At 65.6% G+C, this 22066-nt stretch carries 18 protein-coding genes; 2 read left to right on the top strand and 16 right to left on the bottom strand.

Going from position 1 to position 22066, the window contains the following annotated elements:
- Positions 1-18 precede the first annotated feature (18 nt).
- From secG to Q9R31_RS05970, 16 genes are all read right to left on the bottom strand, one after another.
- A complete protein-coding gene (secG, locus tag Q9R31_RS06045; protein WP_018771976.1) occupies positions 19-276 on the bottom strand; it encodes a preprotein translocase subunit SecG in 258 nt (85 codons plus the stop codon).
- Positions 277-324: 48 nt separating this feature from the next.
- On the bottom strand, positions 325-1140 hold the full coding sequence (tpiA, locus tag Q9R31_RS06040) for a triose-phosphate isomerase (protein ID WP_311261841.1): 816 nt from the start codon (positions 1138-1140) through the stop codon (positions 325-327).
- A gap of 122 nt (positions 1141-1262) precedes the next feature.
- A complete protein-coding gene (locus tag Q9R31_RS06035; RefSeq protein ID WP_311261840.1) occupies positions 1263-2489 on the bottom strand; it encodes a phosphoglycerate kinase in 1227 nt (408 codons plus the stop codon).
- Between the two features lie 10 nt (positions 2490-2499).
- Positions 2500-3510 carry a type I glyceraldehyde-3-phosphate dehydrogenase gene (gene gap, locus Q9R31_RS06030; RefSeq protein ID WP_142031193.1) on the bottom strand — a complete coding sequence of 337 codons (1011 nt, stop codon included), beginning with the start codon at positions 3508-3510 and terminating at the stop codon, positions 2500-2502.
- A 259-nt stretch (positions 3511-3769) separates the two neighbouring features.
- Positions 3770-4396 (bottom strand): superoxide dismutase, encoded by a 627-nt coding sequence (locus Q9R31_RS06025; protein ID WP_306631207.1) that lies wholly within the window; start codon positions 4394-4396, stop codon positions 3770-3772.
- Positions 4397-4498: 102 nt separating this feature from the next.
- Positions 4499-5479 carry a DNA-binding protein WhiA gene (whiA, locus tag Q9R31_RS06020; protein ID WP_043454785.1) on the bottom strand — a complete coding sequence of 327 codons (981 nt, stop codon included), beginning with the start codon at positions 5477-5479 and terminating at the stop codon, positions 4499-4501.
- Between the two features lie 9 nt (positions 5480-5488).
- Positions 5489-6508, bottom strand: a complete 1020-nt coding sequence (gene yvcK / locus Q9R31_RS06015) for a uridine diphosphate-N-acetylglucosamine-binding protein YvcK (protein WP_311261839.1) — start codon at positions 6506-6508, stop codon at positions 5489-5491.
- Positions 6508-7431: an RNase adapter RapZ gene (gene rapZ, locus Q9R31_RS06010; protein ID WP_142031191.1), complete on the bottom strand. Its 924-nt coding sequence runs from the start codon at positions 7429-7431 to the stop codon at positions 6508-6510. The genes yvcK and rapZ overlap by 1 nt, the downstream gene beginning before the upstream one ends.
- Positions 7432-7515: 84 nt before the next feature.
- Positions 7516-9516 carry an excinuclease ABC subunit UvrC gene (uvrC, locus tag Q9R31_RS06005; protein WP_311261838.1) on the bottom strand — a complete coding sequence of 667 codons (2001 nt, stop codon included), beginning with the start codon at positions 9514-9516 and terminating at the stop codon, positions 7516-7518.
- Between the two features lie 47 nt (positions 9517-9563).
- Complete coding sequence (locus Q9R31_RS06000; protein ID WP_311261837.1) at positions 9564-10232, bottom strand: lysophospholipid acyltransferase family protein; 669 nt, start codon at positions 10230-10232, stop codon at positions 9564-9566.
- A complete protein-coding gene (locus tag Q9R31_RS05995) occupies positions 10219-10935 on the bottom strand; it encodes an HAD hydrolase-like protein (protein WP_311261836.1) in 717 nt (238 codons plus the stop codon). The genes Q9R31_RS06000 and Q9R31_RS05995 overlap by 14 nt, the downstream gene beginning before the upstream one ends.
- 79 nt (positions 10936-11014) lie before the next feature.
- Positions 11015-13939, bottom strand: a complete 2925-nt coding sequence (gene uvrA / locus Q9R31_RS05990) for an excinuclease ABC subunit UvrA (protein WP_311261835.1) — start codon at positions 13937-13939, stop codon at positions 11015-11017.
- 47 nt (positions 13940-13986) lie between these two features.
- Positions 13987-14367: a GntR family transcriptional regulator gene (locus Q9R31_RS05985; RefSeq protein WP_311261834.1), complete on the bottom strand. Its 381-nt coding sequence runs from the start codon at positions 14365-14367 to the stop codon at positions 13987-13989.
- Positions 14364-16175, bottom strand: coding sequence for an ABC transporter ATP-binding protein (locus tag Q9R31_RS05980; RefSeq protein WP_311261833.1), 1812 nt, complete (start codon positions 16173-16175; stop codon positions 14364-14366). Before Q9R31_RS05980 ends, Q9R31_RS05985 begins: the two co-directional genes overlap by 4 nt.
- Entirely contained in the window at positions 16172-17947 is a 1776-nt protein-coding gene (locus Q9R31_RS05975) for an ABC transporter ATP-binding protein (protein ID WP_311261832.1), read from the bottom strand. The genes Q9R31_RS05980 and Q9R31_RS05975 overlap by 4 nt, the downstream gene beginning before the upstream one ends.
- 135 nt (positions 17948-18082) lie before the next feature.
- Complete coding sequence (locus Q9R31_RS05970) at positions 18083-18862, bottom strand: trans-aconitate 2-methyltransferase (RefSeq protein WP_311261831.1); 780 nt, start codon at positions 18860-18862, stop codon at positions 18083-18085.
- A 97-nt stretch (positions 18863-18959) separates the two neighbouring features.
- Between Q9R31_RS05970 and Q9R31_RS05965 the strand changes: the two genes are divergently transcribed.
- Together Q9R31_RS05965 and Q9R31_RS05960 are read left to right on the top strand one after the other, a co-directional pair.
- On the top strand, positions 18960-21503 hold the full coding sequence (locus tag Q9R31_RS05965) for a DUF3516 domain-containing protein (RefSeq protein ID WP_311261830.1): 2544 nt from the start codon (positions 18960-18962) through the stop codon (positions 21501-21503).
- A 21-nt stretch (positions 21504-21524) separates the two neighbouring features.
- Positions 21525-22040 (top strand): GNAT family N-acetyltransferase, encoded by a 516-nt coding sequence (locus tag Q9R31_RS05960; RefSeq protein WP_311261829.1) that lies wholly within the window; start codon positions 21525-21527, stop codon positions 22038-22040.
- Positions 22041-22066: the final 26 nt, after the last annotated feature.

Below are 22066 nucleotides of genomic sequence, written 5' to 3'. Positions count from 1 at the left end.
GACCTTGTACAACAGGGGTCAGGAATCCCCGGTCCCGCTGAACCGCATGATCAGGCCGAGGGCGATGATCACCACGCCCCAGGTGACGCCCAGGATGATGGTGAAGCGGTTGAGGTTCCGCTCTGCCACACCTGAGGAGCTGAGGCCCGAGCTCATGCCGCCGCCGAACATATCGGACAACCCGCCGCCGCGTCCCTTGTGCAGGAGGATCAGCAGCGTCAGCAGGAGGCTGGTGATCCCCAGGAGGATCTGCAGAATGACATGAAGAACGTCCACGACGGCCTTTCGGAAGTTGGGATTGCGGGAGTATGGGCTGGCTACGGACTAGTCCGCGACCAGGTGGCTCTCGAACCTGACAATATTAGCAAACTCGGCCGGGTCGAGGCTTGCGCCCCCCACCAGCAGGCCGTCCACGTCGCGTTCCTGCAGGATGGCTGCCGCGTTGTTGGCCTTTACAGAGCCGCCGTAGAGCAGACGGGTTTTGGCGGCCGTTTCCGCTCCGAACAGCGACTCCAGCTCAGTGCGGATGGCGGCGCACATTTCCTGGGCGTCCTCCGGTCCGGCCACTTCACCGGTGCCGATAGCCCAGACGGGTTCGTAGGCCACCACAAGCTCGGATGCCTGCTCAGCAGTAAGTCCGGCTACACCGGCGCGCAACTGTGCCAGGGTGTGGTCCACGTGCGTTCCCGCCTGGCGGATCTCCAGGCCTTCGCCGACGCAAAGCACAGGAACCAGGTTGTGCTTGAACGCGGCTTTGACCTTGGCGTTGAGGACCTCGTCGGATTCGTTGTGGATGGTACGGCGTTCGCTGTGGCCCACCAGGACGTATGTGCAGCCCAGCTTGTTCAGGAATTGCCCGGAAATGTCACCGGTGTAGGCCCCCGAATCAAACTGAGACAAGTCCTGGCCGCCATAGACGACCTGCAGGTCGTCGCCCTGGACCAGGGTCTGGACACCGCGGAGATCCGTGAACGGCGGGAAGACGGCCACCTCAACGCGGCTGTAGTCGTGCTTGGCGTCGGAGAGGGTCCAGGCCAGCTTCTGCAGGAGGGTTATCCCCTGCACATGGTCCATGTTCATTTTCCAGTTGCCCGCGATGAAGGGCTTGCGGTCGAAGGCACCGTTCGTTGACGTAGTCACGTAATCTCCAAAAAGTTCTTGATAATGGTGCGGCCGGCAGGCTGCCGCGGGCAACCTGCCGGCCGGAGGACTGTGAAGTCCAATTACTGCTGGTCAGCAGTGGTGGTTTTACCGGCTATGTTCTATCGGTCCAGAACGCTGAGGCCGGGGAGTTCCTTGCCTTCAAGGTATTCCAGGCTGGCGCCGCCACCGGTGGAAATGTGCCCGAACTGGTCATCACTGAATCCCAGGGTGCGCACTGCGGCGGCGGAGTCGCCGCCGCCCACCACGGTGAACGCGTCAGTTTCGGTCAGGGACTCGGCGATGGCACGGGTGCCTGCGGAGAATGCCTCGAATTCGAAGACACCCATGGGGCCGTTCCAGAAGACTGTCCGGGCACCCTTGATCCGTTCGGAGAAGGCAGCCGCGGTATCAGGCCCAATGTCCAGGCCGATGCCCTGGGCGCCGAAGCTGCTGCCTTCAATGGCATCGGCAGCCACGGTTTCGTGCTTGGCGTCCGCAGCGAACTTCTCTGCCACCACGACGTCCGTGGGAACCACGAATTCGGTGCCGGCGTCGGCTGCGCGCTTCAGGTAGTCCTTGACGACCGGGATCTGGTCCTCCTCAAGTAGGCTGGAGCCAACCTTGTGGCCTGCCGCCGCCAGGAACGTGAAGAGCATGCCGCCGCCCACCAGGATGGTGTCCGCCTTGCCGAGCAGGTTCTCGATGACCGCAAGCTTGTCCGAGACCTTGGAACCGCCGAGCACCACCACGTAGGGGCGCTGGGTGTCGGTGGTCAGCTTCCGCAGGACCTCCACCTCGGTGTGCACCAGGTCGCCCTGGTATGACGGGAGCCGGGTGGCGACGTCGTAGACACTGGCATGCTTACGGTGGACGGCACCGAAGGCGTCGTCCACGTAGGCGCCGTTGTCACCGGTCAGTGCCACGAGCTCATCCGCGAAGGCTCCGCGTTCTGCATCGTCCTTGCTGGTCTCGCGGGCGTCGAAGCGGACGTTCTCGAGGACCAGGGCGTCGCCGTCCTGCAGGGACCCGGCGGCCGACCTGGCGGCTTCGCCGACGGTGTCGGCAGCCAGGGTGACCTTGAAGCCCGCCAGTTCGGCAAGACGGTCCACTGCGGGGCGGAGCGAGTACTTGTCTTCCGGGGCGCCCTTGGGGCGTCCGAGGTGGGCTGTTACCAGCACGCGGGCACCGGCGTCCGTGAGCTTTTGCAGCACTGGCAGGGAGGCCTTGATACGGCCATCATCAGTGACTGTAGAGCCGTCGAGCGGCACATTCAGGTCACTTCGAACCAGAATGTACCGCCCGCGGACACCTTCAGCGATCAGTTCGTTGAGGGTGTGAGATGTCATGTGTCTAACCCTAGCCCAGCTTGGATGCGACAAGCTCCGTCAGGTCTACGAGGCGGTTGGAGTAGCCCCATTCGTTGTCATACCAGGAAACAACCTTGACCTGGTTGCCGATGACCTTGGTCAGGCCGGAGTCGAAGATGGAGGACGCGGGGTCGCCGACGATGTCGGAGGACACGATGGGCTCGTCCGTGTAGGTCAGGAAGCCCTGCAGTTCCTCGGATTCGGCGGCACGCTTGAGGGCGGCGTTGACTTCCTCCACTGTTGTCTCGCGGGAGACAGTCACGGTGAGGTCGGTGGCCGAGCCGGTGGGGACGGGGACGCGGATGGCGTAACCGTCCAGCTTGCCCTTGAGCTCCGGCAGGACCAGGCCGATGGCCTTGGCGGCGCCGGTGGACGTGGGGACCATGTTGATGGCGGCGGCGCGGGCGCGGCGCAGGTCCTTGTGCGGGCCGTCCTGCAGGTTCTGGTCTGCAGTGTAGGCGTGAACCGTGGTCATCAGGCCGCGCTCGATGCCGAACTCGTCGTTAACCACCTTGGCCAGCGGGCCGAGGCAGTTGGTGGTGCAGGACGCGTTGGAAATGATGTTGTGCTTGGCGTTGTCGTAGAGGTTGTGGTTGACACCCATCACGATGGTGATGTCCTCGTCCGAGGCCGGAGCGGAGATCAGGACCTTCTTGGCGCCGGCCTGGATGTGCTTCTGCGCGTCGGCTGCCTTGGTAAAGAAACCGGTGGATTCGATGACGATGTCCACGCCCAGTTCGCCCCAGGGCAGGTTGGCGGGATCGCGTTCCGCCAGGACCTTGACCACGTTGCCGTTGACGACAATGTTGCCGTCCTTGACCTCGATGGTTTCCTTCAGCCGGCCGCCGACGGAGTCGTACTTGAAAAGGTGGGCCAGGGCTTCGGGGCTGGTGAGGTCGTTGACTGCAACGATCTCCAGGTCCGCACCCTGGGCAAGCGCTGCGCGGAAGTAGTTGCGGCCAATGCGGCCAAAGCCGTTGATACCAATACGGGTCGTCACTTTTACAGTCTCCTTGGTGCTTTAAGAAGCACTACTAGTTGAGCGGGCGTTCAAGCCAACTAACAGATCCCGCACGCCATTGGGCAGAGATGATTTACATGGAGGGCGACCAGCCTCATTGCTGAAGGCTAACCGCCTTCCGTGACCTATCTTACGTTTAACTGGGTCCGCCCCCGCAAGTGCGGGGGCGGACGGTCCACATCCCGGCCCGTTTAAGTCAGAATGTGAAGTTTGTTACAGCCGTGTATGGTGGCGGTCACTACGGGAGGGTGATGAGTCCCGTGGCGTTGGCGCGCGCTGCCTCGAAGCGCTGGGCGACGTCCGCCCAGTTGACGATGTTCCAGAACGCCTTGACGTAGTCGGCCTTCACGTTGACATAGTCCAGGTAGAAGGCGTGCTCCCACATGTCCAGCATCAGCAGCGGGGTGGTGCCCAGGGCGGTGTTGCCCTGCTGGTCGTACAGCTGCTCGATGACGAGGTTTCCGCCGATGGGTTCGTAGGCGAGGAAGCCCCAGCCCGATCCCTGGAGGCCCAGGGCGGCGGCGGAGAACTGTGCACGGAAGGCATCGAAGGAGCCGAAGGCGTCATCGATGGCGGCAGCCAGCTCGCCTTCGGGCTTGTCGCCGCCGTCCGGGGAGAGGTTCTTCCAGAACACGGAGTGGTTGATGTGGCCGCCGGTGTGGAACGCGAGGTCCTTGGAAAGCCGGTTGATGTTGGCGAAGTCGCCCTTTTCACGCGCCTCGGCCAGCTGGGCCAGGGCGTTGTTGGCGCCTGCCACGTACGTGGCGTGGTGCTTGCTGTGGTGCAGTTCCATGATCCGCGCGGAGATGTGCGGTTCGAGGGCGGCGTAGTCGTAGCTGAGTTCCGGCAATACGTACTCGGTCACAAAATCCTCCAATATCGTGGGCCCGTCAGGCCCGGTTGGTAACTCTCGGATTGTGCATCCGGGCAGCTGGTGCCCGGAATTATTTTCGATTCTATGGGGCGGTTACTCGTCCAGCATTTCGGGCGTCACATTGGCGTCCGTTCCGGGAATGCCCAGGTCAAGCGCGCGCTTGTCGGCCATGGCCAGCAGGCGGCGGATCCTGCCGGCAATGGCATCCTTGGTCATGACGGGGTCGGCAAGGCGGCCCAATTCGTCGAGGCTTGCCTGCTTGTGCGCCACCCGCAGTTCGCCCGCGTACTTGAGGTGGTCCGGAACGTCGTCGCCGAGGATTTCCAGCGCCCGTTCCACCCTTGCCCCTGCGGCCACGGCCGCCTGTGCGGAGCGGCGCAGGTTGGCGTCGTCGAAGTTGGCGAGACGGTTGGCGGTTGCCCTGACCTCCTTGCGCATCCGGCGTTCCTCCCACACCATCAGCGCGTCGTGCGCTCCCATGCGCGTCAGCAGCGCGGCAATGGTGTCGCCGTCACGGATGACCACGCGGTCCACTCCCCTGACTTCCCGGGCCTTGGCCTGGATGTCCAGGCGGCGGGCTGCACCCACCAGGGCCAGCGCGGATTCCGGTCCCGGGCAGGTGACCTCCAGTGAGGAGGACCGGCCGGGTTCCGTGAGTGAGCCGTGGGCCAGGAATGCGCCGCGCCATACGGCTTCGGCGTCTGCCGCAGAACCATTGACGACGGCGGACGGCAGGCCACGCACGGGGCGTCCCCGGCCGTCCAGGAGGCCGGTCTGGCGGGCCAGCGCCTCGCCGTCGCGGACCACACGGACCACGTAGCGGCTGGCCCGCCGAAGTCCGCCGGCCGAAACCACGATGATTTCGCTCTGGTGTCCGTACACCTCGGCGATGGCGGCCCGGAGCCTGCGTGCCGTCGAGGCCAGGTCGACTTCCGCTTCGATGACGATCCGGCCGGAGATGATGTGCAGTCCCCCGGCGAACCGGAGCATGGCGGAGACCTCGGCCTTGCGCACTGATGACTTCTTGATGTCCAGACGGGACAGTTCTTCCTTGACTGATGCTGTCAGTGCCATGGCACCTTCCTAACTGTTCCCAAAAATGTCCTGGTACGCCGTCGCCAGCCGCAGCGGCTCGTGGACAGGGCGGCGTCCCGACGCCCCTACTTTACCCAAGACCACCTCTGCGCCGATCATGCCGGCGGCCTTCTCGAACTCCTGCCGGTCCGGCACGGACGTGGGGTCCGCCAGGACCACGTCCACGCTGAACTCCGGGGCATAGCGCCGAAGGACGTGGAGATGGTCGGCCGCCGTCATGCCGGTGGTTTCCTTGGTGTCCGTGGCGAGGTTCATGGTCAGGCAGCGCTTGGCGGGGGTGCTGCAGAGTGCCTGCCGCATCTCCGGCAGGAGCAGGTGCGGCAGGACAGACGTGTACCAGGACCCCGGGCCCAGGACCACCCAGTCCGCCAGTTCGATGGCCGTCAGGGCGTCGGTGCAGGCGGGCGCCGCCTCCGGCAGGAGCCGGACCTCCTCGAGGGAGCCGGCCACGGCACAGCGCGCCTGCCCGTGGATGGTCTGCATCGCCGTTCCGCCGTCAGGGGAAGTGACGCGCACGTCACCTTCGATGGTGAGCGGAACAGTGGACATCGGCAGGACCTGGCCGCGGGCGCCGAGCAGGGCTCCGGCCCACTTGAGCCCGGCGACGGTATCGCCCAGCAGCTCCCACAGCGTGACGATCAACAGGTTCCCCATGGCGTGCTCGTCCAGGGAGCCCCCGGGCCCCTTTCCGGGGCGGAACCGGTGCTGCATGACATCGCGCCAGGTGCGGCCCCAGTCGGTGTCGTCGCAGAGCGCGGACAGGGCCATCCGGAGGTCTCCCGGCGGAAGGACGCCGTACTCCTCGCGCAGACGCCCGGACGAGCCGCCGTCGTCCGCCACCGTGACCACCGCGGTGAGTTCGGAGGTGAGCAGGCGCAGCGCGGACAGCGAGGCCGCCAGGCCGTGCCCGCCGCCCAAAGCGACCACGTTGGGGCCCTTGTCCTGCTGTCCGGAGCCCTTGCCGGCGGCCGGCGGCACCAGGGGCAGGGCGCCGGTAAAGAGCGCCATTATTCGCGGCCCAGATCCCGGTGCGCGGTGGTCACGGTGACCCGCGGGTACTGCGCAAGTTTCTTGGAAAGCTCCACGGCGACCGCAACGGAGCGGTGCTTGCCGCCCGTGCAGCCGACGGCGATGGTGGCGTAGTGCTTGTTCTCCCGGCGGTACCCTTCCAGGACGGGTTCCAGTGCCAGGACGTAGCGGTCAACGAAGTTCTTGACGCCTTCGGCCTCGAGCACGTAGTCGCTGACGTCCTTGTCCAGGCCGGTCTGCGGACGCAGCTGCGGAACCCAGTGCGGGTTGGGGATGAACCTGACGTCGGCCACGTAGTTGGCGTCCACGGGCAGGCCGTACTTGAAGCCGAAGCTCATGACGTTCAGCCGCAGGGCGACCGGACCGGTTTCGCTGAACAGTTCGGTGATGGCGGTGGCAAGGCCGTGGACGTTGTAGTTGGAGGTGTCCAGGACGACGTCGGAGCTGTCGCGCAGTTCCTGCAGCAGCTCGCGTTCGGCAGCGATGCCGTCAAGGATGCGTCCGCCGCCCTGCAGCGGGTGGGGCCGGCGCCCCTGTTCGAACCGGCGGACCAGGACGTTGTCGCTGGCATCAAGGAACAGGACGCGGAAGGTGACCCCGCTCGCGGCGAGTGCGCCCAGGGCCGCGCGGATGTCCGCGAAGAGGCCTTTGCTGCGGACATCGATCACTACCGCGAGCCGGGGAATGGACTGCGGGGCGTGCGAGACGAGCTCCGCGAGCGTTCCCAGCATCTGGGGCGGGAGGTTCTCCACGACATACCAGCCGTGGTCCTCCAGGGCGTCCGCGGCGGTGCTCCGCCCGGCGCCGGACATTCCGGTGACCACCAGCAGTTCCGCTTCGAGCGGTTTGACGGGCTCCAGCCCGTCCTGATCCGCTCCGGATCCCGCCGTCGTGTCTGCCATGAAGCCTGCCCCGTTTCCTCGTTGTCCGCCGGCAGCCATGATGGCGCTGCCCGTCCTTTACCCTAACTAAGTTTCCGGGACTCGCTAAGTTTCGATGATTTCGCCGGTGGTCATGTTGATCGCCGGCACGGCAACCCCTTCGGCTCCATCGGCCGCGAAGTGGTTCACGATGGCGCTGGCGAGTGCCGGACCAACCCCCTTTGCCTGCGCAAGCTCTTCCGCGGTCGCGGCCTTCACGCCCTTGACCGATCCGAAGTGCGCCAACAGGGCTTTGCGCTTGGAGGCGCCGAGGCCCGGAACGGCGTCGAGCGCGGACACCGTCATGGCCTTGCCCCGCTTTTGCCGGTGGAACGTGATGGCGAAGCGGTGCGCTTCATCGCGGATCCGCTGCAACAGGTAAAGGCCCTGTGAGGTGCGGGGCAGGATGACCGGGAAGTCGCTGTCCGGGAGCCACACTTCCTCCAGGCGCTTGGCCAGGCCCACAACGTAGACGTCGTCAACGCCGAGGTCCCTCAGGGCACGGGCCGCCGCGTTGACCTGCGGCTGGCCGCCGTCCACCACCACGAGATTGGGCGGGTAGGCGAACTTTGCCTTGGGGGCAGGCGTGGTGGTGTCCAGCACGGCAGTGTCCACCTCCGCGTCCTGGTCGCCGGAGGCCAGGACGGATTCGTCCACCTGCGCGGACTTGTCCTGCAGGTAGTGGCGGAACCGCCGGGTCAGGACGTCATGCATGGCCGCCGTGTCATCGGCCGCGGCGGGGCCGCTGATGGAGAACTTGCGGTAGTCGGACTTCTTGGGCAGCCCGTCCTCCACTACCACCATGGACGCCACCACGTTGGTGCCCTGGACATGCGAGACGTCGAAGCATTCAATCCGGAGCAGGGGCACGGGAAGGTCCAGCGCTTCCTGGAGTTCCTGGAGGGCCTGGGACCTGACGGTGATGTCCCCGGCGCGCCGCGTCTTGTGGAGCTTCAGCGCGTGCTCGGCATTTTCGCGGACGGTGGACATCAGCGCCGCCTTGTCTCCGCGCTGCGGTACCCGGATGTCCACTTTGGCACCACGGATGCCGCCCAGCCATTTGGCAAGGTCTTCCGCATTGCTGGGCGCCACGGGCACCAGGACTTCGCGCGGCAGCCGGCCCTGGGTGTCGCCGTCCTCACCGTAGACCTGCTGGAGCAGGTGCTCCACCAGGTCGGGAGTGGTGAAGTCCTCCACTTTTTCCACCACCCAGCCGCGCTGGCCGCGGATCCTGCCGCCGCGGACATGGAACACCTGGACGGCAGCCTCCAGCTCATCTTCATGCAGGGCGAAGACGTCGGCATCCGTATCCTCGGACAGCACCACGGCGTTCCGTTCGAAGACCTTGCGCAGGGCGGTGATGTCGTCACGCAGCCGCGCGGCGTGCTCGTAGTCGAGTTTCGCCACGGCGTCGGCCATCTGCTTTTCCAGCTTGTTGATGAACCGCTTGGCCTCGCCGCCCATGAAGGCGCAGAAATCCTCAGCCAATGCCCGGTGGTCTTCCGGCGAGATCCGCCCCACGCAGGGTGCGGAGCACTTGTCGATGTATCCCAGCAGGCAGGGCCGTCCGCTGGCCTCCGCGCGCTTGAAGACTCCGGGGCTGCAGCTCCGGACGGGAAAGACCCGCAGCAGGGTATCCATTGTCTCGCGGATGGCGCCGGCAGTGTACGGACCGAAGTAGCGGGTCCCCTTCCGCTTATCCCCCCGCATGACCTGTACCCGGGGGTACTTCTCGCTCATGGTCACGGCGAGGTAGGGATAGGTCTTGTCGTCCCGGAACACCACGTTGAACCGGGGCTTGAATTCCTTGATCCACGTGTATTCGAGCTGCAGCGACTCCAGTTCGCTGCCAACGACGGTCCACTCGACGCTGCTGGCCGCGTGGACCATGGCATAGGTCTTGGGCAGCAGTCCGGCCGGGTTGGCGAAGTAGGAGTTCAGCCTGGACCGGAGGCTCTTCGCTTTGCCTACATAGATGACCCGGCCGTGCGGATCACGGAACCGGTAGACACCCGGGTTGGTGGGGATTTCACCGGTTTGGGGCCGGTAACTTGCTGGATTTGCCACCTATCAAGTCTACTGAGTCCTGCCGGGTCTCCTTGCCAGCCGGCCGGCTATTCCATGGTCTTGCTCTGGTTGTAGCTGGTGGAGCGTTGCTGGCCGCTGAGTTCGGCGATCGCATCCATGATCCGGTCCGTGACTTCACGTCGGGCGGGCAGGGAGTGGTCCGGCCCGGTCTTGTCGAAGTACAGCGGCTCACCCACCTTCATGGTGAAGTGCTGCGGCCTGACCCCTTTTTCGCCCGCGCGCTGGAGCTTCTCAGTGCCGATCAGGCCGACGGGAATGACGGGCGCCCCGGTGGTGAGAGCCAGCCAGCCCACGCCCGTGCGGCCCCGGTAGAGGATCCCGTCCCGGGAACGGGTTCCCTCGGGGTAGATGCCGATGCCGCGGCCGGCCTCCAGGATGTCCAGCAGCGTCTTGAGTGCCTGGACACTGGCGGCCTGTTCACCGCGCTCAACCGGGATGGAGCCCACGGATTCGAAGAACGCCTTCATGACCTTGCCTTTGACGCCGCCGGTGGTGAAGTATTCGGCTTTGGCGAAGAAGGCGACCGGACGCGGCATCAGTGCCTGCACGATCACGCTGTCGAAGAAAGACAGGTGGTTGGGAGCCACGATAAAAGGGCCGTCGGTGGGCACGTTGTCGAGCCCGAGGACGGTGGGCCGGCACGAGCCGGCGATCAGGTTGCGCGTGGTCCAGCGGACGGCATCAAACATTTCCATCGTTGCCCACCCCACTCATCGCCGCAGCGTGGACGGCCTGCAGCCGCTCGATGGCCGCAACCAGTTCCCCGTGGGTGCTGACGACGGCTACGGAGCCGGCTTCTTCCAACTCCCCGTCCGGCGCAAATCCCCAGGCAACACCGATGCAGTCCAGCCCGTTGGCGATGGCGCCGGAGACGTCCTGGGCTCGGTCCCCCACCATGATGGCGTGCTGCGTGTCCAGGTCCCTCAAGGCGGCGGCGATGATCTGGGTCTTGCCCAGCGGGACCCCTTCAACTGCCGCTTCGTCGTCGGCGGAACCATGAATGCCGTGGAAAAAGCCGTCGATGCCGTGATGAGCCAGCACTTTACGCGCCAGCCGCTGGGGCTTCTGCGTGGCTACCGCCACGGGCTGTCCCGCCGCGGCGAAAGCTTCCAGGATCCCGCGGATGCCAGGGTACAGCCGGCTTTGGGCGATTCCCGTGGCCAAGTAGTGTTCGCGGTACCGGCGGACCACTTCTTCCAGGCGGTCCGCCGGTACCTTTGCCACATTGAGCAGGGAATCGCTCAGCTTGGGGCCGATCATCGCATCAAGCAGGTCCTGGCCGGGAACGGGGAGCCCCAGTCCGCGGAGGGCCAGGGCAATCCCCTCCGTTATTCCACCTGCCGGGTCGACAAGAGTGCCGTCCAGGTCAAAGATCACGGGCACTGTTGTTGAAGTCACCGGGTTAGTTTCTCACGACAGCAGGAGTGCCTGAAACTCGCATTCCCCGTGCGGAATACTTCGCTGGAATTTCCTCCGGTCAGCCCAGTATTTCAGCGAGGAACTTCCCGGTATGGCTGGTGCTGGACTTTGCCACCTGCTCAGGTGTCCCGGCGGCGACAATCTGGCCGCCGCCCGAACCGCCGTCGGGTCCCAGGTCCACCAGCCAGTCGGCGCTCTTGATCACGTCGAGGTTGTGCTCGATGGTAATGACCGTGTTGCCCTTGTCCACCAGCCCCTGCAGGACCATGAGCAGCTTCCGGATGTCTTCGAAGTGCAAGCCCGTGGTGGGCTCGTCCAGGACATAGATGCTGCGGCCGTTGGACCGCTTCTGCAGTTCCGCCGCGAGCTTGACGCGCTGGGCTTCACCGCCGGAGAGGGTGGTGGCGGGCTGTCCCAGGCGCACGTAGCCCAGTCCCACGTCCACCAGGGTGTTCAGGTGCCGGGCGATGGGTGAGAACGCCGCAAAGAACTCGGCACCCTCTTCGATGGGCATGTTGAGGACGTCGGCGATGGTCTTGCCCTTGTAGTGCACCTCCAGGGTCTCCCGGTTGTAGCGGGCACCGTGGCACACCTCGCAGGGGACATACACGTCGGGCAGGAAGTTCATTTCGATCTTCAGGGTGCCGTCGCCCGAGCATGCCTCGCAGCGGCCGCCTTTGACGTTGAACGAGAAGCGGCCGGGGAGGTAGCCGCGGACCTTGGCCTCCGTTGTTTCCGCGAAAAGCTTGCGGATGTTGTCGAAGACACCGGTGTAGGTGGCCGGGTTGGAGCGCGGGGTGCGGCCAATCGGGCTTTGGTCCACGTGGACCACCTTGTCCAGGTGCTCCAGGCCCTGGACCGTCTTGTGCCGTCCGGCCACCTGCTTGGCGCCGTTGAGCTTGTTTGCGAGCACCTTGTAGAGGATTTCGTTGACGAGCGTGGACTTGCCCGAACCACTCACGCCGGTCACCGCGGTGAAGAGTCCCAGCGGGAAGGCTGCGTCAACGTTCAGGAGGTTGTTTTCCCGTGCGCCAACGACCTTGATCTCGCGCTTCTTGTCGTACTTACGGCGCTTTTTGGGCACCTCGATGGCCCTGCGCCCGGACAGGTAGTCGCCGGTCAGCGACTCCCTGTTGTCCAGCAACTCCTTGTAGGTCCCCGAGTGGACCACCTGGCCGCCGTGCTCGCCGGCGCCGGGCCCGATGTCCACGATCCAGTCGGCCACGTGGATGGTGTCCTCGTCGTGCTCGACGACGATGAGGGTGTTGCCCATGTCGCGGAGCCGGGTGAGGGTTTCGATGAGCCGGCGGTTGTCGCGCTGGTGCAGGCCAATGGATGGTTCATCGAGGACGTAGAGGACGCCCACCAGGCCGGAGCCGATTTGGGTGGCAAGCCGGATGCGCTGTGCTTCGCCGCCGGAAAGGGTGGCGGAGGGGCGCTCGAGGTTGAGGTATTCCAGGCCCACGTCCAGGAGGAAGGTCAGGCGGGCCTGGATCTCCTTGAGGACCTGGTGGGCGATCTGTGCTTCGCGCCCGGTCAACACCAGGTTGTTCAGGAAGTCCGCGCAGTCCCGCATCGGAAGGGCGGCCACCTCCGCGATGGACTTGCCGTTGATCAGCACCGACAAGGATGCCGGGTTGAGGCGTGCGCCGTTGCAGGCGGGGCAGGGAACCTGCCGCATGTACTCCTCGTAGCGGTCGCGTGCCCAGTCGGAGTCGGTCTCACCGTGCTTGCGGTGGACGTACTGGATGGCGCCCTCGAACCCGGTGCTGTACTTGCGTTCGCGGCCAAAGCGGTTGCGGTACTGGACCACTACCTTGTGGTCCTTGCCGTGCAGGATGGTCTGGCGTACGTCCTTGCCCAGCTTCTCCCACGGTGTGGTCATGGAGAAGCCGATTTCCTTGGCCAGGCCTTCCAGGAGCCGGTTCCAGTACTCGGTGGTGGCTGTGCCCATTGACCAGGGGGCGATGGCGCCCTCGGACAGGGACAGTTCGGGGTTGGGAACGATGAGTTCCTCGTCCACCTCGAGGCGGGTGCCGATCCCGCTGCAGGCGGCGCAGGCGCCGAAGGGGTTGTTGAACGAGAAGGAGCGGGGCTCGATTTCGTCGATGGCGAGGGGGTGCTCGTTGGGGCAGGCGAGGTTTTCGGAGAACGCCCGGATCCTTCCGGGGGCGTCTGCCTCAACGTCAACGAACTCCGCCAGGACCCGGCCCTCGGCCAGTCCCAGCGCCGTCTCGATGGAATCGGTGAGCCGCTGGCTGATGCCTTCCTTGACCACCAGGCGGTCCACCACCACTTCGATGGTGTGCTTGAACTGCTTGCCCAGCTTGGGGGGATCGCTCAACTGGACAAGGTTGCCGTCCACCCGCGCCCGGGAGTATCCCTTTGCGGTGAGTTCCTTGAAGAGGTCCACGAATTCGCCCTTGCGTCCGCGCACTACGGGCGCCAGGACCTGGAAGCGTGTGCCCTCGTCGAGTTCAAGGAGCTGGTCCACGATCTGCTGGGGCGTCTGCTTGGACACGGGTTCACCACAGACGGGGCAGTGCGGCCTGCCGACACGGGCCCACAGCAGGCGCATGTAGTCGTAGATCTCGGTGATGGTGCCCACCGTGGACCGCGGGTTCTTGCTGGTGGATTTCTGGTCGATGGAGACCGCCGGAGAGAGGCCTTCAATGAAATCGACGTCGGGCTTGTCCACCTGGCCCAGGAACTGGCGCGCGTACGCTGACAACGATTCGACGTAACGGCGCTGGCCTTCGGCGAAGATCGTGTCGAATGCGAGCGAGGACTTGCCGGATCCCGAGAGGCCGGTGAAGACGATCATGGCATCGCGCGGCAGGTCGAGGTCCACGTTGCGCAGGTTGTGCTCCCGCGCGCCCTTCACCACAAGGCGGGAGAGGTCCGGGCGCTGCGGTGCGGCAGCGGAGGGGACGGCGAAGGAAGTGGAGGGGGCAGGGGTTTCTTCAGCTACGGCTTTAGGCACCCAATAATGCTAATCGAAAACTTTTTCGAACACTGACGGTTCCGCCGTCAGGGAACATCGTAGGCGGCGGCAAGGATCTTCACCGCCTCGGCGAAGCTGGCCCCTTGGGATTTGGCGACGGCGGCGTACGCGGCGGCCGCGGCGGACAGGCCGCCCAGCCGCTCATCACGTGCGGCAATCACCGTCCCGTTCCGGCCGCGGGTGGTGACGATGCCGGCAGCCTCCAGTTCCTTGTACGCCCTGGCCACGGTGTGCGGGGCGACGTCGAGCTTCTCCGCGAGGGCCCGCACGGCAGGCAGCCTGGTGCCCGGTGCCAGCGCGCCGCTGTCCGCCAGGTGGATGACCTGTAGCCGCAGCTGCTCAAACAGCGCCACGCTGCTCGCCGCGTTGGGCCGCCAGGATCCCGGGAAGTCGCCTCCGCTGCTCACAGCCCGCCCTCCAGGACACCCGCACGGCCGTCGCGTTCCGCGAACTGGGCGTTGTAGAGCCTGGCATAGTAGCTGTTGGCGGCCAGGAGACTTCCATGTGTGCCCTGCTCGACGATGCGTCCGTGGTCCATGACGAGAATTAGATCAGCGTTCCGGATGGTGGACAAACGGTGGGCGATCACGAAACTGGTCCGTCCCTGGCGCAGCCGCTGCATCGCCTGGCGGATGAGCAGCTCGGTCCTGGAATCCACGGAACTTGTGGCCTCGTCCAGGACCAGCACGCTGCGCCCGGCAAGCTGCGCCCTGGCGATGGTAATGAGCTGCCGCTGGCCCTGGCTTAGCGGCTCCCCGCCGTTCTCCAGCAATGTGCCGTAGCCGTGCGGGAGGGACCTGATGAAACGGTCCGCGTAGGTTGCCTCGGCGGCGGCAACAATGGCCGCGTCCGGGGCGCCCGGCAGGCCATACGCGATGTTTTCCCGGATGGTTCCCGCGAAGAGCCAGGAATCCTGGAGCACCACGCCGAACCGGGCCCGCAGCTGGTCGCGGGGTATTTCCACGATGTCCATTCCGCCCATGGTGATCCGGCCGGATGAGGGTTCGAGGAACCGCATCAGCAGGTTCACGACGGTGCTCTTGCCCGCACCGGTGTGCCCCACGATGGCCACTGCCTGGCCCGGTTCCACCGTGAACGTAAGGTTGCGGACCGCCGGAACGGAACCCGGGTAGCCGAACGTGACGTCGTGGAAGGCTATGCGGCCCGCGGCGGGGACATCGCCGCCCCACCCTGTGGGCTCCTGCGGGTCTTCGCCGGCATCAAGGAGCACGAACACCCTGGCCGCGGAAGCCGCGCAGGACTGCATGACGTTCAGCAGCCCGCCGATCTGCCCTACAGGCTGCGTGAACAACCGGCTGAACTGGATGAATGCCTGGACTCCGCCGATGGTCATGGCGCCTGCGATGACCTGCAGCGCCCCGACAACGGCAACCGCGATGTAATTGAGGTTGGACATCAGCACCATCAGCGGCTGGACCATGCCGGCTGAGTACTGGGCTTTCGCGGCTGCCCGTGCCAGGCGCCCATTGCTGCGCCGGAACACCTCGGCCGCCTGCGCCTGCCGGCCAAAAGCCTTGATGACTTCGTGCCCGCTGATGAATTCCTCCACGTGTGCGTTGAGCTCGCCGGTTTCTTTCCACTGCCGGGCAAAATGCTCCTGGGACCGTCTGGCAACCAGGACCGTGATCCAGGTGGAGACGGGGACGCTGGCAATGGCAAGGGCCGCGAGCAACGGCGAGATCCAGAGCATCATGGCCAGCGAACCGCACAGCATCAGGACGGACACGATGAGCTGGGTCAGGACCTGGTTCAGGGCCTGGGCGATGTTGTCGATGTCGTTGGTGGCCCGGCTCAGGACATCACCCCGGGAGCGTTCCCGGAAGTAGGTGGAGGGGAGCCGGTGCAGCTTGTCCTCAACCGCTGCCCGCAGGCCGTACATGAGTCCCTGTACCGCGCGTGCCGTCAGGGCGCCCTGGACCCAGTTGAACAGGGAAGCAAAGGTGTACATGATGGCGACGGCGGCCAGCAGGATGCCGAGGCGCTGGTCAAGGCTACCCTGGAAAATGCCCTCCACCACCACGTCAGTAGCGTCGCCCAGGTACTTTGGGGCGGCAACGTTGAGTCCTGCGAAGGCGCATGTTGCCCCGACCGCTCCCAGCATCTGCAGCCGGAAGGGGCGCAGCAGGCCAAGGAGCCTGCGGGCCGTCGGCCAGAACCTGTGCGCCGTCTCCGCGGTTTCTTCCACCGCCGTCACAGCGTGCCGTCCAGCGCGAGCTGGGATTCGGCGATCTCCCGGTAGGTGGCGGACGTTCCCAGCAGCTCCCGGTGCGTTCCCTGCGCAACCAGCCGGCCGTCGTCGAGCACCAGGATGAGATCCGCGTCCTCCACGGCGGAAAGGCGCTCGGCCACAATGATGACCGTGGCGTCGGTGAGCGCCTGGTCCAGGGCCTGCCGCAACCTGGTGTCGGTGTCGTAGTCCAGCGCCGAGAAGCTGTCATCAAAGAGGTAGAGGGGCGCCTTGCGCAACAGGGCCCTGGCGATGCAGAGCCGTTGCCGCTGGCCCCCTGACAGGCTGGCGCCTCCCTGGCCTACGGGGGTGGCAAGTCCAAGCGGAAGGTCGCGCATGAACCGCATGGTCTGCGCCGTCTCCAGGACCGCCCAGAGTTCCTCGTCCGTGGCGTCGGGGTCCGCCATCCTCAGGTTGTCCGCGATTGTTCCGGTAAAAAGGTGGGAGTGCTGGGGCACGATGGCCATGGCAGCACGGAGCTGGTCCAGGGTCAGGTCCCGGATGTCGTGCCCGGCCAAGGTGATCCGGCCCTTGGTGGGGTCGAGGAATCGTGGAATCAGGTTCAGCAGCGTGGTCTTGCCGCTGCCGGTGGAGCCAACAATTGCCGTGGTGGTACCGGGAGCCGCGGTGAAACTAATATCCGCCAGCACCGGCGCTTCCGCTCCCGGATAAGAAAAAGCGACGCCCTGGAAGGCGAGCGTTGCCGGCTGCCCCTGCAGGCCGGCACTCCACTGCGGCGGCCCGGCTGCACTCTGGCTGGCCGGGCTGCGGCCAGCTGGATTGCGGACTGACGGCTCGGTGTCCAGCACCGCCTGGATCCGTTCTGCGCAGACCGCGGCCCGCGGAGCCGTCATGAGGACGTACATCGACATCATGATCGCCAGCAGGATCTGCATGATGTAGGCGATGAACGCCGTGAGCGCTCCAAGGTTCATCAGTCCCGCCTGGATCCGGTGCCCGCCGAACCAGACGACGGCAACCGAGCTGGTATTGACCACCAGCATGATCATGGGCAGCATGCCCGCCACCAGGAGCGCAGACTGCAGGTTGTTGGCAGTCAATGCCGCATTGGTCTCCGCGAACCTCCGGACCTCATGGCCTTGGCGGACAAAGGCACGAATTACGTCCACACCGATGATCTGCTCGCGCAGAATCCCGCCCGATCGGTCCAGCAGGTCCTGGCCCTCACGATAGAGCGGAATCAGCCGGCGGACGATCAGGTACATGATCAGCAGGAGCAGGGGCACGATGACGATCACCACCAGGGACAATGCCACATCCTGCTGCACGGCCAGGACGATGCCGCCGACGCCCATGGCAGGCCCGGCAAAGAGCATGGTGAAGACCAGCACGGCGAAAGCCTGGATCTGCTGGACGTCGTTCGTGGCGCGGATGGTGAGGCTCTGTGTTCCGAACAGGGCCACGTCCTGGGAGGACAGTGACTGGATCCGGGTGAAAACCTCGGCCCGCAGGCGGTGCCCGGTCCTCATGGCCACCACCGCGCCAAGGTAGCCGGCCGCGATGGCGGCGGCTGCCTGCACCACGGCAATGACGGCCATGAGCATGCCGAGGCGCGAGATCACCTCCGGTTTGCCCGCGACGATCCCATCATCGATGATGGCCGCGTTCAGGGTAGGCAGCAGCAGGTTTGCCGCCGCTTGGACCAGCTGCAGGAAAACGATCGCCCACACATACGCGACTTGACCGGCAAGCTGCCGCTTCAAGAGTCCGACCAGCAAAATACCCCCTGTAAATGCCTGGGCCGAAGAGGGGGCCAGCGGCTTGACCCCGAAACCACAGTCGTCATTGTAAGCCAGATCACTTTTCGGTGCTGTCACAGCCTGTGACCGCGCCGAAAACCCGCCAGCCGGATGTCAGCCCGCCTTACGACCCACTGCGAAGATGCGGCGGAAAGGGAACACGGTGCCATGGGTGCCGCGGGGGTACGCATCCCGCAAAGCGGCGGCGTATTCGGTTTCGAACCTCTTCGCATCGTCATCATCGAGGGCGGCCATGACCGGCCGCAGTGCCGTGCCCCGGACCCACTCCAGCACCGGGTCCGGCCCCGGCAGGACCTGTTGGTAGGTGGTCTCCCACGCGTCCGCCGCACAGCCGGCGTTGAGCAGGATTCCCAGGTAGTCCGCGGGCTCCCCCACTGCCTCCCCGCCCCGCAGCACGCCGCCCAGCTTCCCTGCCCAGCGGTCCGACCCTGCGAGGTCCCGCATGAGCGAGTGCGACGGCGCGTTGAAATTACCGGGCACCTGCATAGCGAACCAGGCCCCGGGCCGGAGAACTTCCAGCCACCTCCGCATCATGTCCTGGTGCCCCGGGACCCACTGCAGGGCGGCGTTGCTGACCACGACGTCCGTGTTCGGGCCGGGCATCCAGCCCGCAATGTCCGCCTGCTCAAACTCAAGGGAGGCTTCTTCCTCCACCAAGGCTGCCGCCTTTGCCAGCATCTCCGCGGAGGAATCCACGCCCAGGACCCGGGTGCCGGGCCAGCGTTCAGCCAGGGTTGCCGTGAGGTTCCCCGGCCCGCAGCCAAGGTCCACCACCTGCATGGGCCGGTCGGCATGGATGCGGGCTGTGAGATCGAAGAACGGCCGGTTCCGGTAATCGCCAAACTGGACGTACTTTGCGGGGTCCCATTTCATGAATTTCTCCAGGTTCTGACGCACACACGGGCAAGGCGTAGCCTAACCCGCCGGGGACTCCGGACCCGCGCGCGACGGGGCACTAAGGTTGAAGTCAATGAAACTCGTTGACCAGCTGAGCGATCTGTCCGCCACCGCCCAATCTGCCGCCGTCGACCCCGACGCCCTTTACACCCGGTTTGTGGAGTGGACGGAAAGCCGGGGCCTGTCGCTGTACCCGGCACAGGACGAGGCGATCATGGAGCTGGCGACGGGGGCGAACGTCATACTGGCCACCCCCACCGGGTCCGGGAAGTCCCTGGTGGCCATTGCGGCGCACTTCCAGGCCATGGCGCAGGGCCGCCGCAGCTATTACACGGCGCCGATCAAAGCCCTGGTGTCCGAAAAATTCTTCGCGCTCTGCGAGATTTTCGGAGCGGAGAACGTTGGGATGATCACCGGTGACTCCGGGGTGAACCAGGATGCTCCCATCATCTGCTGCACCGCCGAGATCCTGGCCAACATCGCGCTGCGGGAGGGCTCGGCAGCCGAACTCGGCGCGGTGATCATGGACGAGTTCCACTTCTACTCCGACCCCCAGCGCGGCTGGGCCTGGCAGGTCCCCCTGCTGGAGCTTCCGCAGGCGCAGTTCCTGCTGATGTCCGCCACCCTGGGCGATGTCAGCCGGTTCGAAGCGGGACTCACGGCGCTGACCGGCCGCGCCACCACCACCGTCAGTTCCGCCGAGCGGCCCATCCCGCTGCATTACTACTACCACCAGACTCCCGTCCACGAGACGCTGGAGGAGTTGCTGTCCACCCGGCAGGTGCCCGTCTACGTGGTGCACTTCAGCCAGCTCGAAGCGATCGACCGCGCCCAGAACCTGATGAGCATCAACGTGTGCACGCGGGAGGAAAAGGACAAGATCGCGGAGCTGATTGCCAACTTCCGCTTTGCCGCCGGGTTTGGGAAGACGCTGAACCGGCTGGTGCGCCACGGAATCGGTGTGCACCACGCCGGAATGCTGCCCAAGTACCGCCGACTGGTGGAGCAGCTGGCGCAGGCGGGGCTGCTGAAGGTTATTTGCGGCACGGACACCCTGGGCGTGGGCATCAATGTCCCCATCCGGACGGTGCTGCTCACGGCTTTGAGCAAGTACGACGGCGTCCGCACCCGCCCGCTCAACTCACGTGAGTTCCACCAGATCGCGGGCCGGGCCGGCCGGGCGGGCTACGACACCGCCGGGACCGTGGTGGTGCAGGCACCCGAGCATGTGATCGAGAACGTCAAGGCGATGGCCAAGGCCACCGCGAAATTCGGCGACGACCAGAAGAAACTGCGCCAGGTGGTGAAGAAGAAGCCGCCCGAGGGTTTCGTGTCCTGGGGCGAACCGACGTTCAAGCGGCTGGTGGAATCGGTACCGGACCCGCTGACATCCAGCTTCACCGTGACGCACGCCATGCTGATGAACCTGATGGAACGGCCCGGGGACCCATTCGCGGCTGCCAGGCGGCTGCTCACCGAAAACCACGAGCCCCGGTCCTCCCAGCTGCGGCTGATGAAGAAGGCCCTGGGCATTTACCGGGAACTGCTGGCCGCCGAGGTCATCGAACGGATTCCGCCCGAAGAACAGGGCCCCGACGGCCGTTCCGTCCGGCTGACCGTCCACCTCCAGCCGAACTTCGCCCTGAACCAGCCACTCTCCCCCTTCGCACTTGCCGCACTGGAGCTCCTTGACCCGGAGTCGCCGTCGTACGCCCTGGACGTGGTGTCCGTGATCGAAGCGACCCTGGAGAAACCGCGGCAGATCCTGTCGGCCCAGCAGAAGAAGGCGCGCGGCGAAGCGGTGGCCGCCATGAAGGCCGACGGCATCGACTACGACCAGCGGATGGCCATGCTGGACGAGGTCACCTATCCCCAACCGCTCGCGGAAATCCTGGGCGAAGCCTTCGAGGTGTACCGGAAGGCGGCGCCGTGGGTGGGCGACTTTGAGCTGGCGCCCAAATCGGTGGTGCGTGACATGTACGAGCGGGCCATGAACTTTGGCGAATTCGTCCAGTTCTACGGCCTGGCCCGGTCCGAAGGAATCGTACTGCGGTACCTTGCCGATGCCTTCAAGGCGCTGCGCCAAACGGTTCCGCAGGACATGCTCCGCGAGGACCTGGAAGATCTCATTGCCTGGCTGGGCGAGCTGGTGCGGCAAGTGGACTCCAGCCTCCTGGACGAATGGGAGGAACTGACCTCCGGGGCGGCGCCCACGCCGCACGACGCGCCGCCGCCCCCGCCGCCGTCTCTGACCTCCAACATTCGCGCGTTCCGCGTGATGGTGCGCAACGAGATGTTCCGGCGCGTGGAACTGTTCGCCGACGAGGACGCCACTGCGCTGGGAGAGCTCGACGGCGGCTCCGGCTGGGGTGCCGAACGCTGGGAAGACGCGCTGGACGACTACTTCGACGAACACGACGATATCGGCACGGGACCGGACGCCCGCGGGCCGGGCCTGCTCATCATCACGGAGGAACCCGGAACGTGGAAGGTGCGGCAAATTTTCGATGACCCCGCCGGCAACCACGACTGGGGTATCTCCGCGGAAGTGGACCTTGCGGAATCGGATGCCACCGGAACAGCGGTGGTCAGGGTGACCGACGTGAACCGGCTCTGACGCCGGCGGTAAGCTCGACCAATGAGTGTAATCCGCCCCGCTACCCCGCACGACGTGCCCGCCATCCTCCGAATGATCCATGAACTGGCCCATTACGAGAAGGAACCCGACGCCGTCCGGAACACCCCCGAACGGCTGGAGCAGGTGCTCTTCGGCGAGAACCCCCGCGTCTTCGCGGCCATGGCCGAAAACGCGGCGGGTGAGGTCCAGGGCTTCGCGCTGTGGTTCCTGAACTACTCCACTTGGGAGGGCGTGCACGGGATCTACCTGGAAGACCTTTACGTCAGCCCGGAAGCCCGCGGCGAAGGACACGGCAAGGCCCTGCTGCAGCACCTTGCGGCGATCGCAGTCGAGAACGGCTACGCGCGGGTGGAATGGAGCGTGCTGGACTGGAACGAGCCGTCCATCAATTTCTACCGCCGCCTCGGCGCCCGGCCCATGGATGGCTGGTCCACCTTCAGGCTTACCGGAGAAGCGCTGGACCAGTTCGGCCGGGCACCATCCCGCAACTCGCGTCCCGCTCCCGCCCGTGGCTGACACCCAACGGGACCAGGCGACCGCCG

The sequence above is a fragment of the Pseudarthrobacter sp. BRE9 genome (assembly GCF_031844305.1).
GTDB lineage: Bacteria > Actinomycetota > Actinomycetes > Actinomycetales > Micrococcaceae > Arthrobacter.
Note: the sequence above shows the minus strand (reverse complement) of the source record. Positions and strands in the feature narration are given on the sequence as shown.